This is a genomic window from Vibrio sabulosilitoris, assembly GCF_055391395.1.
Map to the genome: position 1 here is coordinate 1,232,796 of NZ_AP029600.1, position 23,646 is coordinate 1,256,441.

The 23,646-nt window shown below is 46.5% G+C and carries 20 protein-coding genes; 6 read left to right on the plus strand and 14 right to left on the minus strand.

The features are described from left to right. Positions 1 to 51: 51 nt before the first annotated feature. Genes ACZ5R2_RS21025 through ACZ5R2_RS21035 form a run of 3 tightly spaced genes read right to left on the minus strand, consistent with a single transcriptional unit; the run spans position 52 to position 2,677 of the window. The gene (locus ACZ5R2_RS21025) at positions 52 to 1,044 is read right to left on the minus strand and encodes a hypothetical protein (protein ID WP_464902674.1); all 993 of its coding nucleotides are present in this window, start codon (positions 1,042 to 1,044) and stop codon (positions 52 to 54) included. 3 nt (positions 1,045 to 1,047) lie between these two features. Then, entirely contained in the window at positions 1,048 to 2,319 is a 1,272-nt protein-coding gene (locus ACZ5R2_RS21030) for a cytochrome-c peroxidase (RefSeq protein ID WP_464919448.1), read from the minus strand. Then, positions 2,291 to 2,677: a FixH family protein gene (locus tag ACZ5R2_RS21035; protein WP_464902672.1), complete on the minus strand. Its 387-nt coding sequence runs from the start codon at positions 2,675 to 2,677 to the stop codon at positions 2,291 to 2,293. Before ACZ5R2_RS21035 ends, ACZ5R2_RS21030 begins: the two co-directional genes overlap by 29 nt. 348 nt (positions 2,678 to 3,025) lie before the next feature. Here ACZ5R2_RS21035 and ACZ5R2_RS21040 point away from each other — a divergent pair, with 348 nt between their 5' ends. From ACZ5R2_RS21040 to ACZ5R2_RS21060, 5 genes are all read left to right on the plus strand, one after another. After that, a complete protein-coding gene (locus ACZ5R2_RS21040) occupies positions 3,026 to 3,937 on the plus strand; it encodes a flagellin N-terminal helical domain-containing protein (protein ID WP_464902671.1) in 912 nt (303 codons plus the stop codon). A 182-nt stretch (positions 3,938 to 4,119) separates the two neighbouring features. Then, the gene (locus tag ACZ5R2_RS21045; RefSeq protein ID WP_464902670.1) at positions 4,120 to 4,518 is read left to right on the plus strand and encodes a hypothetical protein; all 399 of its coding nucleotides are present in this window, start codon (positions 4,120 to 4,122) and stop codon (positions 4,516 to 4,518) included. A 382-nt stretch (positions 4,519 to 4,900) separates the two neighbouring features. After that, a complete protein-coding gene (locus tag ACZ5R2_RS21050) occupies positions 4,901 to 6,904 on the plus strand; it encodes a metallophosphoesterase family protein (RefSeq protein WP_464902669.1) in 2,004 nt (667 codons plus the stop codon). Positions 6,905 to 7,125: 221 nt separating this feature from the next. Beyond that, positions 7,126 to 8,151 (plus strand): zinc-binding alcohol dehydrogenase family protein, encoded by a 1,026-nt coding sequence (locus ACZ5R2_RS21055; protein ID WP_464902668.1) that lies wholly within the window; start codon positions 7,126 to 7,128, stop codon positions 8,149 to 8,151. A gap of 544 nt (positions 8,152 to 8,695) precedes the next feature. Next, positions 8,696 to 9,484 (plus strand): DeoR/GlpR family DNA-binding transcription regulator, encoded by a 789-nt coding sequence (locus tag ACZ5R2_RS21060; RefSeq protein ID WP_464919449.1) that lies wholly within the window; start codon positions 8,696 to 8,698, stop codon positions 9,482 to 9,484. Positions 9,485 to 9,527: 43 nt separating this feature from the next. Here the strand turns inward: ACZ5R2_RS21060 and ACZ5R2_RS21065 are convergent, their stop codons facing one another. The 10 genes from ACZ5R2_RS21065 to deoC all read right to left on the minus strand — a co-directional run bounded on the left by ACZ5R2_RS21065 (position 9,528) and on the right by deoC (position 21,625). Continuing rightward, positions 9,528 to 10,601, minus strand: a complete 1,074-nt coding sequence (locus tag ACZ5R2_RS21065) for a glycerol dehydrogenase (RefSeq protein ID WP_464902666.1) — start codon at positions 10,599 to 10,601, stop codon at positions 9,528 to 9,530. Between the two features lie 195 nt (positions 10,602 to 10,796). After that, positions 10,797 to 12,221, minus strand: a complete 1,425-nt coding sequence (locus ACZ5R2_RS21070) for an MFS transporter (protein WP_464902665.1) — start codon at positions 12,219 to 12,221, stop codon at positions 10,797 to 10,799. A 241-nt stretch (positions 12,222 to 12,462) separates the two neighbouring features. After that, positions 12,463 to 14,835 carry a pyruvate formate lyase family protein gene (locus ACZ5R2_RS21075; protein WP_464902664.1) on the minus strand — a complete coding sequence of 791 codons (2,373 nt, stop codon included), beginning with the start codon at positions 14,833 to 14,835 and terminating at the stop codon, positions 12,463 to 12,465. A 10-nt stretch (positions 14,836 to 14,845) separates the two neighbouring features. Further along, complete coding sequence (locus tag ACZ5R2_RS21080; protein WP_464902663.1) at positions 14,846 to 15,751, minus strand: glycyl-radical enzyme activating protein; 906 nt, start codon at positions 15,749 to 15,751, stop codon at positions 14,846 to 14,848. Between the two features lie 26 nt (positions 15,752 to 15,777). Next, complete coding sequence (locus ACZ5R2_RS21085) at positions 15,778 to 16,197, minus strand: ureidoglycolate lyase (protein ID WP_464902662.1); 420 nt, start codon at positions 16,195 to 16,197, stop codon at positions 15,778 to 15,780. 14 nt (positions 16,198 to 16,211) lie between these two features. Then, positions 16,212 to 17,243: a galactitol-1-phosphate 5-dehydrogenase gene (locus ACZ5R2_RS21090; RefSeq protein ID WP_464902661.1), complete on the minus strand. Its 1,032-nt coding sequence runs from the start codon at positions 17,241 to 17,243 to the stop codon at positions 16,212 to 16,214. Next, on the minus strand, positions 17,240 to 18,775 hold the full coding sequence (locus tag ACZ5R2_RS21095; RefSeq protein WP_464902660.1) for a xylulokinase: 1,536 nt from the start codon (positions 18,773 to 18,775) through the stop codon (positions 17,240 to 17,242). The genes ACZ5R2_RS21090 and ACZ5R2_RS21095 overlap by 4 nt, the downstream gene beginning before the upstream one ends. A gap of 22 nt (positions 18,776 to 18,797) precedes the next feature. Then, on the minus strand, positions 18,798 to 19,844 hold the full coding sequence (locus ACZ5R2_RS21100) for a zinc-dependent dehydrogenase (RefSeq protein ID WP_464902659.1): 1,047 nt from the start codon (positions 19,842 to 19,844) through the stop codon (positions 18,798 to 18,800). A 24-nt stretch (positions 19,845 to 19,868) separates the two neighbouring features. Then, a complete protein-coding gene (locus ACZ5R2_RS21105) occupies positions 19,869 to 20,915 on the minus strand; it encodes an NAD(P)-dependent alcohol dehydrogenase (protein ID WP_464902658.1) in 1,047 nt (348 codons plus the stop codon). Between the two features lie 38 nt (positions 20,916 to 20,953). Then, positions 20,954 to 21,625 (minus strand): deoxyribose-phosphate aldolase, encoded by a 672-nt coding sequence (deoC, locus tag ACZ5R2_RS21110; protein WP_464902657.1) that lies wholly within the window; start codon positions 21,623 to 21,625, stop codon positions 20,954 to 20,956. Between the two features lie 892 nt (positions 21,626 to 22,517). On the opposite strand from deoC, the gene ACZ5R2_RS21115 reads away from it, so the two are divergent. Further along, entirely contained in the window at positions 22,518 to 22,883 is a 366-nt protein-coding gene (locus ACZ5R2_RS21115) for a winged helix-turn-helix domain-containing protein (RefSeq protein WP_464902656.1), read from the plus strand. A gap of 564 nt (positions 22,884 to 23,447) precedes the next feature. Here ACZ5R2_RS21115 and ACZ5R2_RS21120 read toward each other — a convergent pair. Continuing rightward, on the minus strand, positions 23,448 to 23,621 hold the full coding sequence (locus tag ACZ5R2_RS21120; RefSeq protein ID WP_464902655.1) for a hypothetical protein: 174 nt from the start codon (positions 23,619 to 23,621) through the stop codon (positions 23,448 to 23,450). Positions 23,622 to 23,646: the final 25 nt, after the last annotated feature.

Genomic DNA, 23,646 nt, shown 5'->3' on the forward strand with positions numbered 1-23,646 from the left:
ACTATTTAATGAGTTCCTGTACGGTAAAATATTTAGATTACTGACGGAGCATCAATTTATACATGTATTACTTTCACGCTCTTTGTTTGCTCTTTTTTCACTAATCTGGAGTATATTGGTCGATTCAGACAGAAGTAAGAAAGCCATGGCAAATATCGGCATATGACCCAAAACTTCAGCCGGCCCCGATACAATAGTGGTTGTCACAAAAATGGCCGCCAGTAGTGACGTCACACAGCGTGTCGCAAAGCCAAGCATCAACATCACACCGAGAAGTGTTTCGCTAACGCCAACAAACCAAACAAAGTGGATATGGCTAAACTCACTCCAACCCAACAATTGCATAAAGTTGTAGTATGGATAGGCCTCAACAAAAGCAAGTGAAAGACCCGGTAACATCATTTTGTTATGTATTCCCAAGATAAACAGCTGCAGCCCCAATAAGAACCGAAGCTGTTTCACCGCGAACGCTCGTCCACCGATACGTCTACTGACACTGCCAAAGACACCTTGATCCACCGGATTCAGCAGTGGCCCCATGACAACTAGCGCGGTTCCAATCGCAAGTAGCTCTGGAAAATAGTCGATAGCGATGGAAAACGGCTGAAGGTAAAACAGACTCAAAGCCAGTGCGACTATGATTAGCCCGCTGACGCTGACCGATACAGCCATCACCGCCACCACAGTCACTTGTAAAACGACCCCTATCCACTCTTGCCCTGTCAACAACTGAAGGTTTGGTGCAACGAACTCACCCAAAATAAGGTTGAGGATAAAAAACAGTGCCATCACAAACGTCAGAAAACGCCAAAGCACTAAAGATTCTTGGAGGATAGGTTTGGCGGTAAAGCCCCCTAATAAGCCAACTTTAGTCACGTAGTGGACCACAAAACAGAAACTTAGCACAAAAAGTAAGATGCCTAGGGCCAAGCTATCTTGGGGAAGGCTGACAGACTCAACCTCCGCAGCATCAATAAACCACCGCACATGGGCCCAGGATTGACAGGAAAATAATACGATTATTAGTACGATGACTTTTCTCATTAGTTATTCCTCCTTATGTGGAATACGAGAAACGGAAGTGGGACTAATGCCCCCCTCTAGTGCCGACAAAAAATCGACCAATTGTTTTCTTTGGTAAGGAAGTAGGTAAAGTGGCTCGAGCTCGGTGTGGGCTAAGCCATTTCTTGGCGCACGGTTGTAATAGTCCACAACAGCATTGAGATCACCGAGGCTGCCTTGATGCATATATGGCGCTGTCAGTGTGATATTACGCAGCGATGGAACTTTAAATGCGTGCATTAGCTCTGCCCCTTCGGTTTTCAGGTAGCGTACCTCATCGCACTCTTGACCGTCTGAATACTCACTCAGGCAGCCGAACTCCGCTTTAGTGATAGACGAAACGACCTTGATGCGTCCTTGATCGTGCTGACTTTCCGGCGAAGCGGTGACAGTAAAATCACCATTAGAGAGCATGGGGCCATTATGACAGCGGATACACTGACCTTTTTCACTAATAAAGATCCTTAACCCTGCCTCTTCACTTGGCGTGAGCCAATCATCGGCTAAAGCAAAGTCTTGCTGCTCAATGGCAGAGATATAGCCATCGAGACGCGCTTCACCTGGAAGTAGCTGAGCTTCATAGGCAGCAATCGCTTTGCCAACTTTGGCAAACAGTCTGTTGACCGTGTTTCGCTCGGACGCCGACAAGCTTTGCCACTGCTGCTGCGATCCCTCACCGAGTGGCTGACTCTCATGCTGCTGTCTAATTTGGCCAAATTGACGGATTTCTTCCACTTGACCAAAGGCCTGAACAAACTCCGGCAAAAAGTGTTCTAAAACCAGTTCAACCACTTCCAAACGACTGATTCCATGCTCAGTCGGCTCTTCAAATGGGATCAACGCCTGCGACCATAAACTATCGGCTTTTCCATCCCACAACTGCCATGGTGAAGTCGCGGCCCCCACTATCGTTGGCGTGTTCCTATGGCCGTCTTTGACATTACCGGAGGTAAAGTATTGGCTCGTATCGTGGCAACTGGCACATGCGGTATTACCATCATGGCTCAAGATAGGGCTAAAGAATAACGCCTCGCCTAATGCAATGGCATCCGCGCTGCCAATATAGCGATTACCGGGGTCAGAGATTGAGTCGAGATTAGACAAGTGCATTGATTGGAGAATATTGAGCTCGATTTGGGACCACTGATGTCTAACACTGCCCTCCGCTTGCCAGCAGGATGAAAGTGATAGAACAGCAATCAAAAGGGCCGATGTCCGATACAAGCATCTACAACACAAAGGAGAATTTAAATTCATGGTTGTTCCCCACTGTATCCGCGCACGAAATCAACACCTCCCACTCACCCGGCATCTGAAACTTGAGGCCCTCAACCCAAATCACCCCTGATTTATCCGCAGCTCTCGCTACCGGGCGTGTGGGTAAACCATGCCGATGGGCTGGCATATCACCTGTCACCGAATTGGGAGCACATGGCGCCAGTTGGCTGCTTTGATCTTTGACTTCCACTTTCCACGTATGGATCTTTGCAAGCGGTATTTTAGCGCTATCGAATGACACCTCGGCCTTCCAGCCCAGAGAATCGATAGCCACCAACCCAAATGCCGGCGCACTAAAAAAGGAAAGGGTGCTGACCAAAACCAAAATCGTGTCCAATCGCCTTACCATGGTTTCGCTCTCCCTCCATATGCATTAGGTTTTATATTAGAAGAGATAGGTAGCCATGCTAAATTTGTGGGTAATAATGTGATCGGACTTCAAATATTGGTTACGTTGCCGTACGACGTAAAGTAAATAACTGTATTAACTGTGAAAAAATAGTGAAGCTGCTCATACACACTCTCGCAGCGTTGAGACATGATCTTGCTCTTGAATTAAGCCTATAGATCTTATCTATGCATTTTAGCTATGCATCTTGTTTAATTATTGATGCGCTGTATGTCGTTCTATAAAAATTAGGCCAAGAGGCCTAATTTAGAACTAGAATCACAAGTTGGATCAAGGATGTTATCTCTTTACACTAATCATTTATCGCTGATCACACAAAGCTCAATACACAAAAACACCGGTGCAATGAGCCAAGCCATGCAGCGATTATCAACTGGCCAGCGCGTCAACTCCGCCGCTGATGATGCTGCCGGATTACAGATTGCCACTCGCCTGCAGTCACAAGTCAATGGCTTAGGTGTTGCCTCACGTAATACACAGGACGCGATCTCTCTTTTGCAGACGGCAGAGAGCGCCCTGGATGAAATGACCAATATTGGTCAGCGAATGCGCGACCTTGCTCTACTTGCCGCCAACGGAACCAACTCTGAGTCAGAGACCAAAGCCATGCAGTCCGAATGGGACGCTCTTTGTTATGAGCTTAAAAACATAATGGACAACACTCAACATGGCTCAGGCAGTAGCGTATTTGGTGAATATGACCACACAGCAAGAGAGTTGGTTGATGGCTCAGGATTACTCTCACAACCGACTTACTTTCAAATTGGCACCACCAGCAACGAGCAAATGGAAGTTGATTTGGTCGACAAAATCGAAAGTGTATTTTCTACCATAGGCCGTTGGGACTGGCCTGATGATGACGATATTGTTTGGATTAAAAGTGGACTGTTTAGTTATTCTCTCACCATGGGTGCGAGTTCGGCGGTTTATGGCATTGACCGGTTTCTAGATCAGGTTAGCGAGCTTCGCTCAGAGTTGGGATCCAAGATCAATCGTCTAGAGCACAACACACTCAATCTGGCCAACATGTCGGAAAACACGGCTATGGCAAAGGGTAGAATACTCGATACTGACTACGCGGTTGAGTCTTCTGAAATGATGAAAAATCAATTGTTAACACAAGCTTCAATGTCTATGCTGGCTCAATCGAATGCGATATCAAATTTGGTGTTGAATTTTCTTAACTGATTGAACAGTTAGCCCATTTGGCGCTCGGTTGAGTGGGCTTTATACTCATCATTGATGTGCCTACAATAAAGCGACAATTTTTCTCTATTAGTAATACCACGTCGGCCTATTACACAAAAAAGAAATAAAAGTGTCATCTTTTAGCTATATTCTCTGCGCTTATTTGCTTATAACACCCTACAATGAAACGTTTGTTTATTACCCTAGGCCTGATTGCTTGTTCAATGCAGGCACTCTCCCAAGAAGACATAGTTTATATATCCCCAGAAAAAATGATGTATGACCTGAATGAAGAGGCAACCTGCATCGCTGCTGCGAGTTATTTAAAAGTAGAAAGAGAGCAAGTGCATCGTGCCAACTACACATCGCTGGTTACCGAGTATCAAGTGCCAAACGATGTCAGGGACAACATCCTTGAAATGGCCAATCAGCAATATATGCACTTCATCAATCGAGCCACCAAGCGCTACCAAGAGGACATGTTGCCCTCTATGCTACTGTCTGCTTATACACACCGATGCGAATTCATGAATGGGTTCGAGGCGCGCAGTCAGTTTGATTCTGCACCACCAGAAATCTAAGATACGATATCTACAATAAAAAAGCCCTGGATTTAATCCAGGGCTTTTTTACTTAACTAGCCCGTCCAAACCAGCCCTTTGATGAATAAAACTCTCTAACTTGTCAATCAGACTTGGTCAAAAATATAACCATTAGCATACTTTAACTTATAGTTACCTTTAGCCTAACTATTTAGTTCTGTCATGTAACTGCAACGCACTACCATGAACCAAGGTCACACTTTATTATTTTATGACATTTTAGGCTTAATATTTCCAGACTGTAGAAATAAATCTTTCATATTCCCCACCTATTCTCCGACGCCAGCAGTTTTACTGTCATAAAGGTCAATATTCATCCAAACGTGACCTACAGAAAATTAATCATCTTTCGGATTTTTCAATGAAAAGCAGTACTTTTAAAACCTCACTTATTGCGTTGAGCATTACCGCAGTGTTAGCCGGTTGTAATAGCTCAGATAGCAACGACAATATCTCTTCAGAGCTTCCACAACCTGCCCCACAGGGCCAACTGAAAGTTGGTCTTCTGCCAGATACTCAAGGTGGCGGCTGGAACGTAGCGATCCACCCGATGGAAGCTGTGCTGGCGAAGCAAAAACAAGAAGGCGTTAACGTTGTGATCCCTGTTGGTGACTTGACCGACAATGGCTCAACGCATGAGTGGGAACAGTGGGTTGGTGTGGCTGAGAAATACCGCGATGCTGGCATTGAGTTCCTGCCAGTGATGGGTAACCATGAAACCAGTTGGGCCTACACGGTAGAGTGGATTGAGAACATGCGCCACTTCATCCCTGAAGATGCGATTCATATGCCGTCAGCTGAGTGGCTAAACTACTACATCATTCGTGAAAACGTCTTGATGATTGGCCTTGCCTACTACAACCTGCCAATCGCCTTTGGTTGGATCCAAGAAATCCTTGCCAATGAAGAAGGCAACTTCGATCACGTTGTTATCGCCAGCCACGACGGTCTCGTTGGTGCGAAGTACGGTGAAACTCGCGAGCAAATCGTTGAAGGCAAAAAAGATGACAACCGCTTGTTCGATATCCACAAAGAGATCCGTGAGACATTCGCTGAGCATGATGTGATTTGGGTACAAGGCCATGAGCATATGTACCAACGCTCTCAGATCCATGCACGCGTACTTGGCTCAAACGATCCTGGCGGCCGTGCATCGACTGAAACTATGGCTTCGACCCCAAGTGGCGGCAATTACCGCATGCCATCATATACACAGATCGTCAGTGGTAACGCCTCTTACAAAGGCTACGAGTACCGCTACGGCGAGCGCGAGCTGATCCAAGATGTCATCCAACACAAAATGGCCAGCATGAGTGAAGGCTCGACGCACTACGATGCGAACGCACCAATCCTAACCTTCAATGACCAACGTGTGGATTACCACTCTTGGGCCGCTCCACACACCATCAAACAAAATGAAGATGGCATGAAGGAGTTGGAGAATCCGGATTGGGTTATGATCGATACCTTCAGCCGCACACTAAATCGCTGTGAGTCGCTGATCTACCCTAATTCGATCCCTGAGGATCAACGCCCGATTCTAAATCACATTACGCAATACAAAACCGCGGAATGTGTGGGCGATGACGGCTCCGCTGCACAACTGGTTGGTGGTACCAACAATACGTTTAACCGCGTAGATACAACGCAGCGTACATTGAGCTTCCACGAAGGCTTCAAGCGCGCTGAATCAATGAATGACCTAACGCGCCTTACTTACCAGTTCCTGTTCACTCAACACCAAGGTTGGGATGTAAACCTTAATGGTAACAACCGTATCATCAATGGCGAGAATGACTTCGATAACACTGGTGCGCGCAAGGGTAATGTTATCGTACCAGCTACCACCATTGATATGAAAAAGCATGTCACCTTGAGCTGGGAACCTCGCAGCAACGAGACCGTATCCGATATCCTAATTGTCAACGGTATGCAGGTTCATGGTGGCACGTATCAGAACTCACACGGCGCAGTCAAAGACATCACTGCCGACTACGGCAATGAGGGCTCTCAACCTGACGGCACAGCAAAAGGGCCGCATACCCTGCTACCGGCCACGGCAACTCAAGATTGGGATGTTGAGGCGATCATCGGCGACCAATACGGTATTCAGTTTACGGCAAGTGACAGCGTTAATGCCAAGAACGTGACCCTTGGCCAGTCGGTCAATCACGTATGGGTTCCAGTGGCGCCAGAAAACTGCGTGTTGGATATGCCATGGAATGAAGACTTTGTAAACGGTGTAACACCGGATCGTGAAGCGGGTTGTGAAGACCACCCAGTTGTTGGCTACGACTCCAACTACGAAAATCGATGGTGGATGGTTGCCGATCGTGATGGAGAGATTGCTCTAATCCGCAAATAGTCGACCACACCACACCGCAATTTATCTACACGATAGGCAATAAAACCCCGAGTTCACTGTCGGGGTTTTATTGCCTATCGCTCACTCCCCCATCAAATATGTTGCTACCTGATGTGGATTTGAGAGAGTCTCTAAGAAGCTTTGATAAAACCATGCCTCTACCCGCCTATACTTGGACCCAACACCAAACTGGTCAATCATTTAGTAAAGAGGCACAACCCATGACGTTACCTTCGACAATGAAAGCCATTGGCTTTACACAATCGCTCGATATTGAACAGCAAGAGAGCCTAATCGAGTTTCAGGCTGCGCTACCAGAAACAAAAGATGGTGACTTATTAGTAAAAGTTAGTGCAACGTCCATCAACCCGGCTGACGCCAAGATTCGCATCCGCAGCGCCAAAAATAAGCCTCACGCCCAACCCAAAGTTCTGGGTTATGACGCGGTTGGTGAGGTGGTCGCGATTGGTGCTGAGGTTAAGGGCTTTGCCGTTGGTGATCGCGTCTATTATGCTGGTGACGTCAGCCGGCAGGGCGCAAATGCCGAATACCAGGCCGTTGATCACCGCATTGTTGCGCACGCCCCTAAGAGCTTATCTGACGAGGCGGCCGCAGTAATGCCTTTGGCAACCTTAACGGCCTGGGAGGCTATTTTCGATCGCCTCAGAGTGCGCCCAGAAGAGCACCAATCGATTTTGATTATTGGCGGCGCAGGTGGTGTTGGCTCAATCGCCATCCAACTGGCAAAACAGCTAACAAACTTAACCGTTATTGCCACCGCCTCAAGACCTGAAACCGAACAATGGGCGCGCGATATGGGCGCTGATGTGGTAGTGAATCACCGCAATCTCATCGAATCAGTCAGAGCTCAGGGGATACACCACGTCGACTACATCTTTAATGTAGCTGACACTAAGGGCCACTGGGCTGCGATGGTCGAACTGATCGCCCCGCAAGGAATGATTAGCTCGATTGTTGAGTTTGATGACGGTATTGACTTATCGGCACTGCAGGGGAAATCCGCTGGCTTTATTTGGGAGCTGATGTTTACCCGCTCTCTATTTCAAACTAAGGATATTCAAAGACAGCAAGATATCTTGTTCCAAACCGCCAATCTGATTGACTGTGGTCGGATAAAATCAACCTTAACCACGACACTGCATGATTTTAGCCTGAGTACCTTGAAGGAGGCTCATCGCCTAATTGAGAGCAGCGCTTCTATCGGGAAAACGGCGATTAAGTACTAGGCACTGAGAGGAAGGTAAAATGAGACTCTGTATTTATCCACACTTCCTCTGGTCGATCAGGCGATCTGTTTCTCACTGTTGCGCGGCTTTTTTACTGAGCCGACGGTCAGCTGGCCACCTGGGTTAGAGAACTGGATGGAAGAAAATAAAATGAACTTGGAGCGAGCATGTTGCAACCTCGAAGTCATTTTATGCCAAGACATACTGCGTTGAGGTTTGACACTACCTCAACGCACTTTACAGGAACCAACTTTGCTCGAAAGATGGCCCACCCTCAATATAAACCTCGCTTCAAGTCGTCAAGCATCTATCAATGATTACCAGTAACATTGCAAGTTCTTTTCCTACGTCAAAGTCTTGGTTTCTGGGACCTGCCACGGAGGTTACTATACATACCCGATACAACCTAAAAACGTCAGCCCGCAACGAAGTGCGGGATTGGTGGATTAAGTGGTTTGTCGATGCCCTCACGCCCTTTACATTAAGCCTTTGATCACAAACTACCGACTAAACATAGATTGACTCGAATGCATATGTAGATAAAATGAAAGAAAAAACAAACAAATACAGGACAGTTATGTTTGCGGAAGAAAGAAGAGAAAAAATTCTTGGGCTTATAAAATCGGCAGGTAAAGTCTCCGTTAATGAGCTTGCTGACGAATTCGACATCACTCGAGCAACCATTCGTCAAGACCTGAGGGAGATCTGTGACCGTGGCCTAGCAACCAAAACTCATGGCGGTGCGATACGCAAAAATCTCATCGATACTGAGACCATTTCCGATAAGAGAAAGGACTATCACCTCAACGAAAAAGAGGCCATTGGTAAGCTATCTGCGTCGCTTGTCACGGACAATCAAACCATTATTCTCGATACGGGTACCACAACCTCCCACATTGCACGCTATATCCTCGATAAAAAGAATCTCACGGTCATCACCAACGACTTTGCAACGGCGCAAATCCTTGAAACCTCGCCAAATATCACGATTTATATTCTTGGGGGCATCGTCAAATCCGGCTACCACTGTAGCTATCACAGCGGTCGAGAAGCCTTTATAAATAACCTCCAAGTCGATATCGCCTTTATGGGAGCAAACGGAATTTCAGTCGATGGTGCCACCGCCGTAGATATACACCTCGCCGATACCAAACGCTTGATGTCCTCAAAAGCTGAGAAAACGGTTGTGTGCTGTGATCACTCCAAGTTTAACCTCAAATCTTTGGCAAAATATGCCAGTATCGATGAGTTAGGCTACATCGTAACGGACCAACTACCAGACAATCACTTGGAATATGAAGCGCTTGGCGCACAATTCCTCGTTGTTGAGTAGAGAAATTGAGAGCTACCCCAACACATTGAGATAGCTCTACTTGCTAGGAGCCAAGTTGATCGGCAACCAGCATTGCGGCGAGAACACTATCGGCATCGACTGCAAACGGCATGTTGTGGATGGTTTCTCCTTGCGCCGTAGCCAGCACAGCCACCTCATAGAGCTTAGCCTTATCAAACTGGCTCACCCCAAGCTCAGCCAGATTGGTTGGCAAGCCGACTTGTCTACAAAAATCGATCACCTGCTGTATCTCTGTACTAGGAGCATTCTCTAGAACCAGCTGAGTGATGGTGCCAAACGCGACCTTCTCACCATGATATTGACCATGGCACTCCTCAAGGATGGTTAAGCCGTTGTGAATCGCATGTGCGGCGGCTAACCCACCGCTTTCGAAGCCTACACCGCTTAAATAGGTATTCGCTTCGACCACATCTTCCAGTGCGCTCGTCACAACGTTCGCCTCTGCGGCCAATTTGGCTAACTGCCCTTTTTCAATTAACGTATCAAAACACAGCTTGGCTAATGCCATAGCCGCTTTAGTTGGTAAGCCGCCAGCAAGATTTCCTTTGTGGCTATTGCTTACAGCCCTGGCCTCAAAGTAGGTGGCTAGCGCATCCCCCATTCCTGCGACCAGTAAACGCGTTGGGGCGTTGGCAATAATCTCAGTATCCATTAACACCATGTCAGGATTCTGACGCAGTAACAGATACTCTTCAAAAATACCCTCTTCGGTATAGAGAACAGACAGCGCGCTACACGGTGCATCCGTCGAGGCTATCGTTGGTGCAATCACCACCGGCTGATGCAGATAATAAGCCACCGCTTTGGCCGTATCCAATGCCTTACCACCGCCTATTCCCACCACCATCTCACTACCACAAGCCTCTGCTATAGCCGCAAGTCGTTGGATCTCTTGCTTACAACACTCGCCGCCAAAAAGCTCGAAGGTGACCTTGATGTCCTCTTTATCAAAACTGCTGGCAACGGTATCACGCGTCAAACCGAGCACAAACTCATCGGCAATCACTAGTGAGTGCTGTCCGGCATAATGGGCAAGATTACCCAGTGCCCCGCGACCCTGAATATACTTGCCTGGGGAAATAATAATATTGTCCATAATCTTATCCTTTCACTGCAATGTTCATTAAGCTCAAGTTCGTAAATTACCCAAGTGACCTCATCGTACAAATTCAGCGACAGTTGCTTGGTCGGCAACTAAAGCAGTCGCTTGGGTATACAATCAGGAAGCAAGGAGACTTGCTTCCTGGCATTCGTTGTCCAATCAACACACTAAATATTCGAAATTAGGCTCCTATGCTCGCGAAGCCGCGGCTGCACGCATCTCAGCTAGCTTACGCTGATCTTCTCGATGCTCTGTCTCTGTATAACGATAAGAGAGTAGAATCAGGATACGACACAGAGAACCAAGTGCTGGCAGCAGGGCCACAGCAAAGAAAATGCCGTTGAGGGTGAATTCCGTCTGCTCTTGGGATGGAACATAACCAATCAAGCTCAAGGTCAGGCCGGTTGCGGCACCAGCTAGAGCCACTGAGAGTTTTCCTGTAAAGGTTTGACCACTGAACGTGATTGCCTCACAGCGTTTCCCTGTTCTCACTTCACTGTAATCAATTGTCTCTACTAGCATCATTGAAACAAGGGGTATGGTCATTGCGTTAATAAACTGGGTCGCCGTCAAAATGCCCATGACAAAGTAAACGTTCTCATACCCTGTAAGATACAACCACACCCGCAAGGCGATATCAACGGTCATAATTGCAATGTATATATGCTTCTTCTTAAAATATCGCGTAACAAACGGCAAGATCATAATCGCAACGGCACTGGCCAAAACGACGATACCGAAAAAGGTCATCAGGCTGGAGTCTCTCATATTGTAGATGAAGAAGTAGACCACGATAGCCTGCACTACATCGGTACAGAACTTAAACATAAACACCGCGAGCACTTTAAACATAGGTCGGTTGGTCTTCAGCGTAGCAACCACGTCTTTCATAGTTGGCTTCTCATCACTGATAGGTTTGACGCGCTCTCTAACCACGCTGTAACCATACATCATCAACAGGTACCCCACGGTCATCAAAATCGCTACAGCAATCAAATAGCCTCGACCTTCGTCACCATTAGAAAAGGCTGCAACCAGCGGGGGTACTGAGATACTCGCCATACCAATGCCACCACAAACACCAACATTTGCTGCAGAAACCAATTTGGTTCGCTCATCATTTCGAGCAGACATCACCGCCGACATTGACCAAAATGGGATATCTGAGAAGGTATAGAATGTGCCCCACAAGATGTAAGTAACCGCCGCATAGAGCACCTTACCAGTCAGGGAAATATCTGGGTTAAAGAAGCAAATGACAGTTGAGATAAACACCAATAAAGGCACAAATTTCAGATAACCGCGAAATTTACCCTCTTTGGTCACCCGCGAGTCCATAATCCCTGCCACTAAGGGATCATTCACCGCATCCCAAACCCTGGCTATCAAGAAAATAATACTCGCGGAAACCGCCGAAATCATCAGAATATCAGTGTAGAAGTACAGTATAAATGTACCGATGATACCGTACGCAAAACATTGACCGAAACCATAGCCAAAATAGCCTAGATACTCTTTGAGCTTTATTCGATCAGCGCTTTCTTCGGGCGCGACTGCATCTGTGATGTCTAGGGTATTGACGTCGGTTTTCAAGTTACTGGAATAAACTGTCATAGTTGAACTTCCTTATGTTTATATTTGCATACCCTAGTGGCCTCAAGGAGCTAACTTCAGGGGCAACATACCGCTCCTATCAAGGAAAATGGCCGCAGAAAAGCCACTCCCCTTTAAGGTCATTTGACGTGGGGGAGAGCCAGAATATTGCCATCCTTTGGGCAAGATTCACTTGGCTCGCAGCCAAGTGAATTTCGCTGAAACTAAATCTTGAGGTTATTTGGGTATATTAGATTGCTTTTTATCCGTGTTCCGTCCTTGCGATAATTTCATCCTGAGCAAGCTTGCCCATCTTGGTAAAATAAGCACTGTATCCCGTAATACGGATACATAAGTCTCGGTATTTCTCTGGTGTTTTTTGCGCTTGAATCAGATCTTCTCGATTCAAGATATTGGTTTGCACCTGCATACCACCCTTGGCCATATAGGTCTTAATCAGGATCTTAAACATCTCGAGCCCCTTGACACCTTTCACCATCGTTGGATGCAGTTTCACATTCAGTGGTCCACCGGTGATTTTGTTAAATGGGATACTCGCGACAGAATTAAGCAGCGAGGTCACGCCACTATTATCAGCGCCGGTACAAGGGGACTGATTTTCGCTTAAAGGCTGATTGGACAAACGACCGTTAGCGCTCGCCCCCATCAATAAACCTGAGTCGGTAAAACTTCTGTCACTCGACAAGGTTGGGAAGAGTTTATATACCCCAACCGTGTGCGTACCATCCGTGTGCGTACCATCCGTGTGCGTACCATCCGTATGCGTACCATCCGCCTGGTTTGTTGCTTGGCAGGCGTCGGTAAAGATATCGACAATTCGCTTGGCATACTGGTCAACTTGTGGGTTGTCATTACCATATTTTAGTGGGCTGTTGGCCAGTTCATCGAGCAAGTCCTGATGGCCCTGAAAATCGTTTTTCAGGATCTCAACATACTCAGCTAAGGTAAATTGCTTGAGGTCAAAAACATAATGGGCAAGCGCAGCGAAGCTATCGACCACAGTGGCAAGCCCAACACCTTGGGTGATTATTTTGTGGTAAAGGCTACTGCATCCGGTCCAAGTCGTGGCATTTTCAAGTGTTCCATGCAAAAAGCAATCTTCAATTCTCAGCCGCCCCGGGCTTAACGCCACTTCGTTGTTGACGTCTTGGCATAATTGTCGGTAATAGTTACCTAACAGAAACTCGACCTGAGATTGAAACTGATCAAATAACTCATCTAGGGTGGTGATTGACTCAAGCGCTTTACCGGGTAAGCCTGCGTAAAGCCCAGACATCAATCCGGTCATTCGGTCTTCTAGGGGGAAGTTACCCTGTGACGGACCACCTTTGTACATCTGTCCATTATTCAGCGCCAATTCCATTGGAATGGCGAGATTAAACCAGAGTTGACGTAACCCCCCTTCTTTGCCCGCAAAACTTGGGTCGTTACAACCATAAAAGCCATAATCGTAGACATCCTCATCACGAATACCGTAGCGAGTCAGGGCAGGTAACATGGTGTCATCGTTGTAAAGGACTAAGGTCGCGTTATGAATGATCCCATCACAGACCAAGTGCAAAAAGCGCTCACAAATCCCCTTGTGATAACGGACAATGATAAACGGATTTTTGAGCCGAAGTTCATTCGCCGCTTGAACAAACAGGAAGCTAAGTGGATTCACACCTGACTTACCACGCGCACTCAGGCCGCCAAGAATAATGTAGTTAGGATCATCGAAAGTAACTTCTAGCTGCTTATCGACCTCGTCAGTTTCAACCGACATATGGTCGACATTAACCATTATTTCATTGTTCTTTATATAAAATTCTTTAATGATCTCAAGCGCACGCTCACTTGAGATCCGCCCTTGCGCAGTATCTTGCTCATACAAGGCCAACAAGTATTGATCCATGCGTCCAAAATTGAGCACACCGCATCCACACACCTTAGAGCAGACTAAGCTTATCAACCAGATCAACTGAACAGCCTGCTCAAAACTTTGTGGCGCACCAGAAACGATTTGCTTGCAGATATGGCTTGCATGCTCAAGCTCAACAGCTCGCTGGGGGTCATTCACCTCAGTAGCAGCCTTGCTAAGCGTTTGCTCATAGCGCGAAATATACTCCTGGATCGCTCGATAGCAAATCACAGCTCCACGCAGAAAGTCTGCTTGGTGGCCGTTTTTTTCAGCAAGCAATCCCTCAGCTTTATTAATATAACCTTGTAAACCCAACTCGAGGATCTCTTCCCACTGCAGGCCTAAATGCCCCATGGAGTGAAACCAAGGCGCGCGACGTTTTAGCCAACCATGAGAGTAGTAGAAATGCACGCTATCTCGGCGCTTTTCTAAGTCACCATTACCCCACCAACGCTCACTCATATTATCAGCATGTTGATATTGCGCTTGATTGGGAATAATCTCTTTTACTCTACCAAACAATCTCTCATTATCATCGATACAGATGGAGACGTTGCTTAAAATATGTTGCAAGGTATAACCATACTTCTCAGCATAAGAGTATTCATTGAACATATTTTCCGTTTCTTCGAGAAGTTCAATTCTCTCATAAAATGTTAAAAAGTCTTCCCGCTCAAATAGTTTACTTTTTAATATCTCTATCGAGTTACCCATAATTCCCTCTTTATCCAATCATGGCTGGTATATCTAATTCTTGAAACTCTGCTAATAACGTTTCCAACTCTTGCCTACCTAAAGCCTCAAACTTATCGTGGCATATTGACGAGAGTAACTTGTCACCTTTATCTGCCCCTACGGAGTGATAAGGAAGCAGCTTTATTGAGCGGATCGCAGGATGGTCTGATACAGCTTGCTTGATAGCTTCAATATTTGCAGCTTGGTCGGTGATGCCCTTGACCACAGGAACACGTATATAGATATCACCGCTAAACTGCCTCAACCTTGCGAGGTTTTTCAAAAAATGCCTCAGTTTGCCGCCAATCATATTCGTGCACTGCTCTTCCACCAGCACCTTCATATCAAGCAAAATAGCATCGGTGTAAGGAAGTACTCGCTCAAAGCTGCTCCATGGCACAAACCCTGCAGTATCAATGGCGGTGTGTACCCCTTGCAATTTGAGCAACTTAAAAACCGTCGCGACAAAATGACTTTGCAGCAATGGCTCTCCACCCGAGATAGTCACACCACCACCAGAGGCATCAAAATACGCCTTATCTTTTAGCGCAATGTCGACTAGCTGGTTCGCTGTATAATCTGTACCGATCACCTCTAGCGCTTGTGTTCGGCATGCCTGTGCACAGTTAAAGCATCTTTCGCAGCGCTGCTCGTCAAACTGCAGGGCGCCACTTTCACTAAATGACAGCGCTCCTTGTTGGCAAGCATCTACGCAACGATTACAGTGGCGACATTTGGCAGCATCCCAACTGAGTTCTTTTAAACGACTCAAAGACTCTACGTTGTGACACCAAGGACAGTTTAAATTACACCCTTTTAAAAAGAACGTTGTTCTTATTCCAGGCCCATCATGAATCGTAAACTTTTGGACATTAAATACAATACCGCTACACATATTGATTTTATTCTCTTGATAAGCATTTAGCTCAACTGCTTGAATTCAATATCATTCAAACCCGTATTTTGCTTAAATATCACTAAGCAATTTACATCTTTCTCTTGTGGGTAGGGTATAAAATGCCAAACTGATTCATTTAACTCTAAAGCTTGGCCCTGACTAAGCGAGAACGTCAACCTGTCTTGACAATCATCACCAATAGCGAGTGGTATAAGGACATTGCCATCAATAGGGACAATAATTTCTTTCGTGTTTTTATGCCGTTCTAACTTTTCAACTTCAAAGCTTCTTTTTTTACATGACAGAACGTTAATCGAATAATCTGGCTTAAAATCAATAATATCAGGGCACCATCCAAAAACATCATCTTGGCACTCAAAGTTATTTAGATTAATTACCCTTCCATACTTAATTGGAAGAGAGGTGGTGGTAGACAGAGTCATATCTCTACTCCTAGCTATTGGTTTAACATCACGACCTTGGTGTATTCCATCTCACGCTGATACATTTTTGCGATAACTTCTGGTAGCTCACGCATTGTCACGCAGTGTGAAGTGAGCGTTTTGACATCCAGCCTGCCCTGGGCAATGAGATTGATGATGGAGCGCCAGTCTGCGCCTGGAAAATCAGCTGAATAGGAATTCCAAGAGCCAAGTAGCGCCAACTCGTTACGAATAATCTTTTCAAACACGGTTGGGGGTAAAACCACATCTGCATGGGCTGTACCCAAATAAAGAATGCGCCCCTGCGGCTTGACCAGTTCGATGGCTTGCGCCTGAACTGAGGCAACACCTGCGGTCTCTATGACCACGCTGACTCCCCGCTTGCTCAGTTGTGCTAAGCGCTGGGGAAGATCTTCGGTGCGAGAATTCACCACATAATCCGCTCCGAGCTGGGTAGCGAGTTCAAGGTTTTTTGCCTTTATATCGACAGCAATCACCACGGATGCCCCCATAATTTTCGCCAATTGCACCGCCAATAAACCCAGCGCACCGCAGCCAAGCACCGTCACCACATCATCAACATTGATGTTAAGCTTGCGCACACCATGCAATGTAACCGCAGCCGGCTCTATTACTGCCGCCTCAGGAAATGAGATGCTATCAGGTAAAGGTAATATATTCTCTTGCGGAACTTTTACATACTCGGCAAAACCACCATCACAACGTGAGCCAAGGAAGTTATAGTTCTCACACTGGCCATAAAACCCGCTTCGACAGCTCTCACAGGTTTTACACGGCATGATAGGCGCCACAACCACCCGCTCCCCCTGAGCGAAATCATCACAGCCTTGCTCTATTACCCCCGCAAACTCATGCCCTGGAATAGTCGGAAAATGATAAGTACCTTTATGCATGACACGCTCTAAATCAGAGCCGCACACCCCACAAGCTTTGACCTGAACTACCGCACTCTGATCGTCCCTATGTGGCATCGGTACCTCTTTAACTACAAGCTGTCCAACTTGCTCTAACACTGCTGCTCTCATTGTCCACTCCTTGCTTGCAACGCCGTAAATTCGCTGTAAATCCCTTCCATTTGGTTGGTCACCTTCTCATGCATCAAGGCAAACTCTTGATACGCCTTATGCCTCGCCATATCAGGGGTAAATGTCTGTTTAATTGAGTTCATTGATTTGACGGTCTGCTTTAACTCCTTTATCACCCCAACACCAAAGCCACCAATTAATGCTGCGCCTAAGCACCCCACCTCTTCTCTGTCTATCGTCACATAGGGTATGCCCAAGATATCGGCCTTGATTTGATTAAACAGGGCCGACTTTGCCCCTCCCCCTATCGCAGTGACGCGCTTAAACTTGATATCCGGAAACAACTTTTGCTCGATCTTTAGGTATTTAAGATATTCATAGCCAATCGATTCCATGATTGCCTTGTAAAGACGAGCAGCATCATCTTTCCAGTTGAAACCAACCCAAAATCCGCGCATATCTGCATTAAAAGGGAAGTTTCGACCATTGAGGTAGGGAAGAAACAGCGAGCTTTCAGGGCCATCCATCAACGCCATGGCTTGCTCGTTCATGCTGTGGAAGAAATTGGGGTCATTAGAGCCGACAATGTTCTCTTTCATCCATCGCAAGCACAGCCCGCCGCCAGAGATAAACGCGTGTGGAAACCAAAGATCATCCGTCGCCGCTTTGCAGGTCAACAAGGTACGCCGCTCAACATCTGGGCTGTAGCGGTCAACACAGGTAGCAAACACCGCCGCTGTGCCCGAGACATCAATGATCTCACCCTTTTCAACAATGCCGGCACCAAGAAACCCAGCAGCCTGGTCGCCGCATCCCGCCACCACCCGTGTGGATGGGCTAAGCCCGGTCAGCTGGGCGACGTTATCTGTGATGGTGCCTATGACGTCCCAAGGCTTACGGATCTTGGTTGGTAGCTTACTGGTATCCACCGCCAACTTGTCACACAAATAGCTAGACCATTCACCACGATAGAAATCAAACAGACCAGAAAAGTGGGCATGGGTATCATCGATATAGGCATCACAGGCATCAAGCCCAGTTAACTGACCAACGACAAAGGTGGTTGGCATGACGTATTTGTCTACCTGCGCATGCGTTTGAGGATCCTCATTCTGCCACCACAGCATTTTCGCGCAGTGTGCAACCATTGTCGGTAAGCCACTGAGCTCCAATACATCGAGCTCTGCCGTTTGGCGGATCTGTTCGATATACTGCTTGCAACGTGTATCGAGCCAAGAATCATAACGAGTAACAGGCTGGAACGTTTGATTGACGCCTAAAATACCGGCCATCTGCCCCGCAACACATATCGACTTGATCGATGAGGGTTCAACCCGCGACTGCTCAACCACATCCGAAATCGTCTCTATGGCAGTTTGGTAAAAATCCCACGGATCTTGCTCGACCCAGCCCTCTTTTGGATATGAGAGCTTTGATTCAACATAGCTGACCGCCACTTCATTACCATGCAGATCAAACAACGCGGTTTTGGTTCCCGTTGTACCAATATCAACGCCAATTAAATAATCCATAGTTCCTGCCTATTAGTTATTCTTATTGATAGGTGATGAGTGTTTTTAGGCCGACACCCGCCAGTGCTCCCTCAAAGGCCGAGTGGATCTCCTCTAGGGGATACCGAGCCGTCACTAACCCCTCAATCTCAATCTTGCCAGACGCGATCAGATCGAGAGACGCTTGAAAATCGGAGATACTCGATCCTGTGGTACCAAGGACGATCAGCTCTTTATAGTGCACCTTGTTAGTATCTAAAGTGACGTTTTCTAGCCCTTTAGGCATACCACCAAAGAAGTTAATCCGACCATGGATCGCCGCGACTTCAAGCGATAAAGATTGAATACTTGGGTGAGAGCAAGCGGCAATCACAACGTCAACGCCTCGTCCATCCGTGACATCGTTGATGTACTCGACCAAATCAACCTGCTCAGAATTGATGGTATCGTCAGCACCAAATTTTTTGACATCGGCTAAACGCTGATCGGAGATATCCGCTAAAAAGATCTGGGTCGCTCCGGCCAGTTTGTTCATGGCCACGTGCAGTGCCCCAATTGGCCCGGCTCCAACGATGAGCACACTGTCACCCGGTTTGGTGCCCAACATTTTCCAGGAGTTGTACACACAGGAAAGTGGCTCGGCCAACACCGCGTCTTCTAGTGACAGGTTCTCCGGAACTTTGAGAACGTTCCCCCCTTTCACCGCATCGGCTTCAACTAACATAAACTCGGCAAAGCCACCGTCACGGTTAATGCCAAAGGCATCATAGTCTGGACACAACTGATTAAACCCAGCTTTGCATTGAGCGCATTGCCCACAGCCCACATTTGGCGCAACAATGACTCTGTCGCCCGGAAAAAAATTCACCACACCATCACCAATGCTCTCAATCACACCGGCATTTTCATGCGAGAGAACGCGGCGATCCTCTGGGTCAATCTTAAAGTGACCGTGTTTGTAGATTCGCAGGTCCGTTCCGCAAATCGCGGCCGCTTGCATTTTTATCAAAAGCTCGCCCGGGCCCACGCGCGGGATCGGCTTCTCTTCTAGGCGGATATCGCCTTTTCCGTAATAACTCGCTACTCTCATTGCATATTCCCTTATTTCAATGAATTAGACCGTCAACACAACCTTCATCGCGTTATCACGCTTGCTATGGGCCACCTCTATCGCTTCAACCACATCATCGAGTGGGAAGTTATGGGTAATGATCGAGTTCATATCGATGGCGCCAGAGCTGGCCAAATTAATACCCTGCTGATAGACGTTGGCATAGCGGAAAATGGACGTGATTTCGAGCTCCTTATCCGAGATGTCGAACACATTGATCGGGAACTCTTCTTTTGCCGTCATACCGACAAACACAATCGTGCCGCCGCGTTTGGCCACTTTGGTACAGGTGAGGTAAGCAGACTCATCACCAGCCGCTTCAATCACCACATCACAGCCCGCACCATGGGTATCAGCCAGGATTTCGCTGATATAATCGCCTTTGGCGTTATACGCCTTGGTTGCACCCAAACGCTCAGCAAACTCTAAGCGTGCTTCCTCGATATCAGTCATATACACGGCTTGGCAGCCAAATGCCTTACACGCCAGTAGCAAAGACAATCCAATTGGACCACTACCTAGGATGGCCACATTCATACCCGCGGTCACTTTGCCGCGCTTAAGTGCCATTAGAGCGACGGCCAAGGGCTCCATCATTGCCCCCTCTGCAAAGCTCATTTCTTCAGGCAAGATAAAGGTGGAACTGGCTTTGGTGACCACGTATTCAGCCATTGCCCCTTCGCGACAAGGATCTGGGTGGCCCAAAAACATCATATCGAGGCACAAGTTATAGCGACCACTTTGACAAAACTCACACTGCCCACAAGGTGTTCCAGGCTCAATCGCTACCCGGTCACCCACTTTTCTGTGTTTAACATTCTTACCCACAGCGCTGATCACACCAGCGGATTCATGGCCGATGATATGCCCTGGCTGTGGCACATAAGGACCAATCCTTCCCTCTTTAAAGAAGTGAACATCACTACCACAGACACCGACTGCTTTGATATTGACCACGACATCATCGTCACCACAATCGACCATAGGAACATCTTTCACGACCATCTGATCTTTGCCCATAAAGACAGCTGCTTTTCTTGTGTTAGCCATATTTTGTACCTCTCTGATTAATCTGGATTTATTGCATGCTATGCCTGTTGTGCAAGCTCTTTAAGGATCTTGAGACTCGATGATGTACCAATGCGCTCCGCACCAGCATCCACCATGGCAAGGAAGGTTTCTAAATCACGAACGCCACCCGAAGCTTTGACTTTGACTTGCGGTGCAACATGCTGGCGCATCAATTTGATGTCCTCGACAGTCGCTCCGGATGTGCCGAGACCGGTCGAGGTTTTGATAAAGTCTGGTTTCACTTCAGAAGCAATCTGACACAGCTTGATTTTTTCACTGTCATTGAGGTAGCAATTCTCGAAGATAACCTTTGATGTCACCTTGTTTTCGCGGCAAATAGCAACAATGCGACTCATTTCTTCCTCGATATACGCGTAGTTACCATTCTTTAGTTCACCAATATTAATCACATAATCAATCTCATCGGCCCCCTCTTTAATCGCTACCTCAGTTTCAAAGCACTTGGTTGCGATAGTGGTTTGCCCTAAAGGAAAAGAGATCGCTGCACCGACATTTACCCCAGTCTCTTTTAGCATATCGGCGCATAAGGAAACCGGTGATGAATTGATGGCAACCATCTTGAACTGATTCTCACTGGCTTCTTGGCACAACACTTTAAAGTCCTCAACCGAGGCAAAAGGCTTAAGGTTTGTGTGGTCAATCATTGCTGCAAGTTGCTTGGCATTCATTAGATCTATCCCTCTTCAATGTTTGTTTTCTCAAATCAGTTAACAAATACGAATCTAAAATCACTGTAAATGAAAACAAAAACAGCTCAAATACACCTGCATTTGGATTCGTTTGAATTCATTTAACAAGCATTTGGTTTTGTTTGTTGTGATTTTTCTCACAATTAGACGATTTATCGGGGTGATAGAAATCAAAGTATGAGATTTATTCACAGCTATTTATTGGTCAATCAATACCCAAATACATAATTGTGATTGGTGGTGGTTTGACTGTTATGAAGGAAAGCGCTTTTGGGTGGTGGGGTGTACGACTTTGGTCAACTAAACGACTTGATCTTTGCATTGTCTGGCTGTTAACCAACTTCCAATGACACTTTCACTCTCACCATAATGATGAGCCGTATCGACGCAGTTACCCCTATACCCAAGTGACCTCAAGATGCAGAATTCAGAGCCTGTATATTGGCTCCCTTCGGGCGAGTTTACTTGGGTATATAGCCAGACAATGATCCTGAAGTGGCTGGTAGAACTCCTGCTGATCACTAGATAAAAACTCTCCCTGTTCCGAGCATCAGTGGTGTGATTTCTATCGGTAAATATTTACAAGGTATAGATATTTTTTTCCATATTGTGTTTGCAAGCTCAAACAGTGTATAGAGTTCAGAGGTCTTACCAGCAACCGAACTGTTCCTAACCTCCTGATTGAGTTACAGCGAATTAGGCTACAATGCAGCTCATAACGTTTTGATTTATATATTATACTGTTGAACACTTCCTGATTATATCCTGTTTATATATCCAAAATATTCAGGGCTGGTATGTGTTTCCTAATATTAGTATGTTAACTTGCTCGCACAATCTGTAATTCAGCTAGTAGAAAAGGGGAGATGCAGTGATAGAACTGAGACAGCTACTAAATGATAAAAATGAAAATAACTTCTCACTAGATGGCAAAATCTTTCTCTCAAATGGACTGGTTTTTAATAGTGCTAACATGAGAATCATCGGTCGCATTTCGAAAGCACAATATTCAATCCTGCTACATTTACATAATAATCAGGGAGTTATATATAGCAAGGAGGATTTGGTTAATATCGGATGGGGAAATAAAAAAGTTGGAGTAGAAGCAGTAGTAGTCGCAATCTCTCAATTAAGAAAAATCTTGAGCAAGAAGTACTTTGTTACTGTTCGTGAATATGGGTACTTATTCTGCCTGCCAGAAAAAAGTGATCAGACCAATATTTCAAAGCACATTTAATAATAATGGTACTTCCTTATAATAAGTTCATCGCTTTTTTGGGAGAAGGTCACATTTGGAAAATACCGCGCCCGTAGACTTTTATTAGTTCCTACCCATTAATGATAATACGTTCGACATCATAGGAAACATGTATACCCAAGTAACCTCAAGGTGCAGTTTCGACGAGATTTGCTTGGGTATGGAAGAGGAGGCTTACTAGTGAAATTAGTTCACTCATCTGTTGGCCAAAACATAAGCATTACTGCCTCAGATTATCAGTCGTTGACTGAAGGTCGGGAATACGCCACTCCAACCCAATCGCCAAAGTATAGAGATTGCCCTCCTCTAACTTATAGAGTTGGTGCTGATAACGGTAGCCAATGTTCAATGACAAGGGGTCACTGAAACGGTGCAACCAGCCAACCTTCGCGCTGAGACTATCAACACCCCGAACCCCTAGCCCGCATATAGAGACTCCTCCTGACTGAGCGGATACTTCGCTCTGTTGTAAAGGGCGGGTTTCACGCTGGTGGCATTTTGCTCCGTCGCACCAATCACACTCTCCCCTATCCCGATGTCTAATCAATCCGTTACCCCATAGCCTCCATAAGCCCACTCTGTGTAGCGCTGGGCAGCGATTTGAGAGGCGGTGCCGACCATACCGCCTATGTGCCAACCGTTTTCAGCAACACAAGGGGCAACATAAATCGTCACCATGAGTGCCACCGCGGCCAAGCGCTTATTTTGATTGCTCATACACATTCCATACTCCATTTGTCCT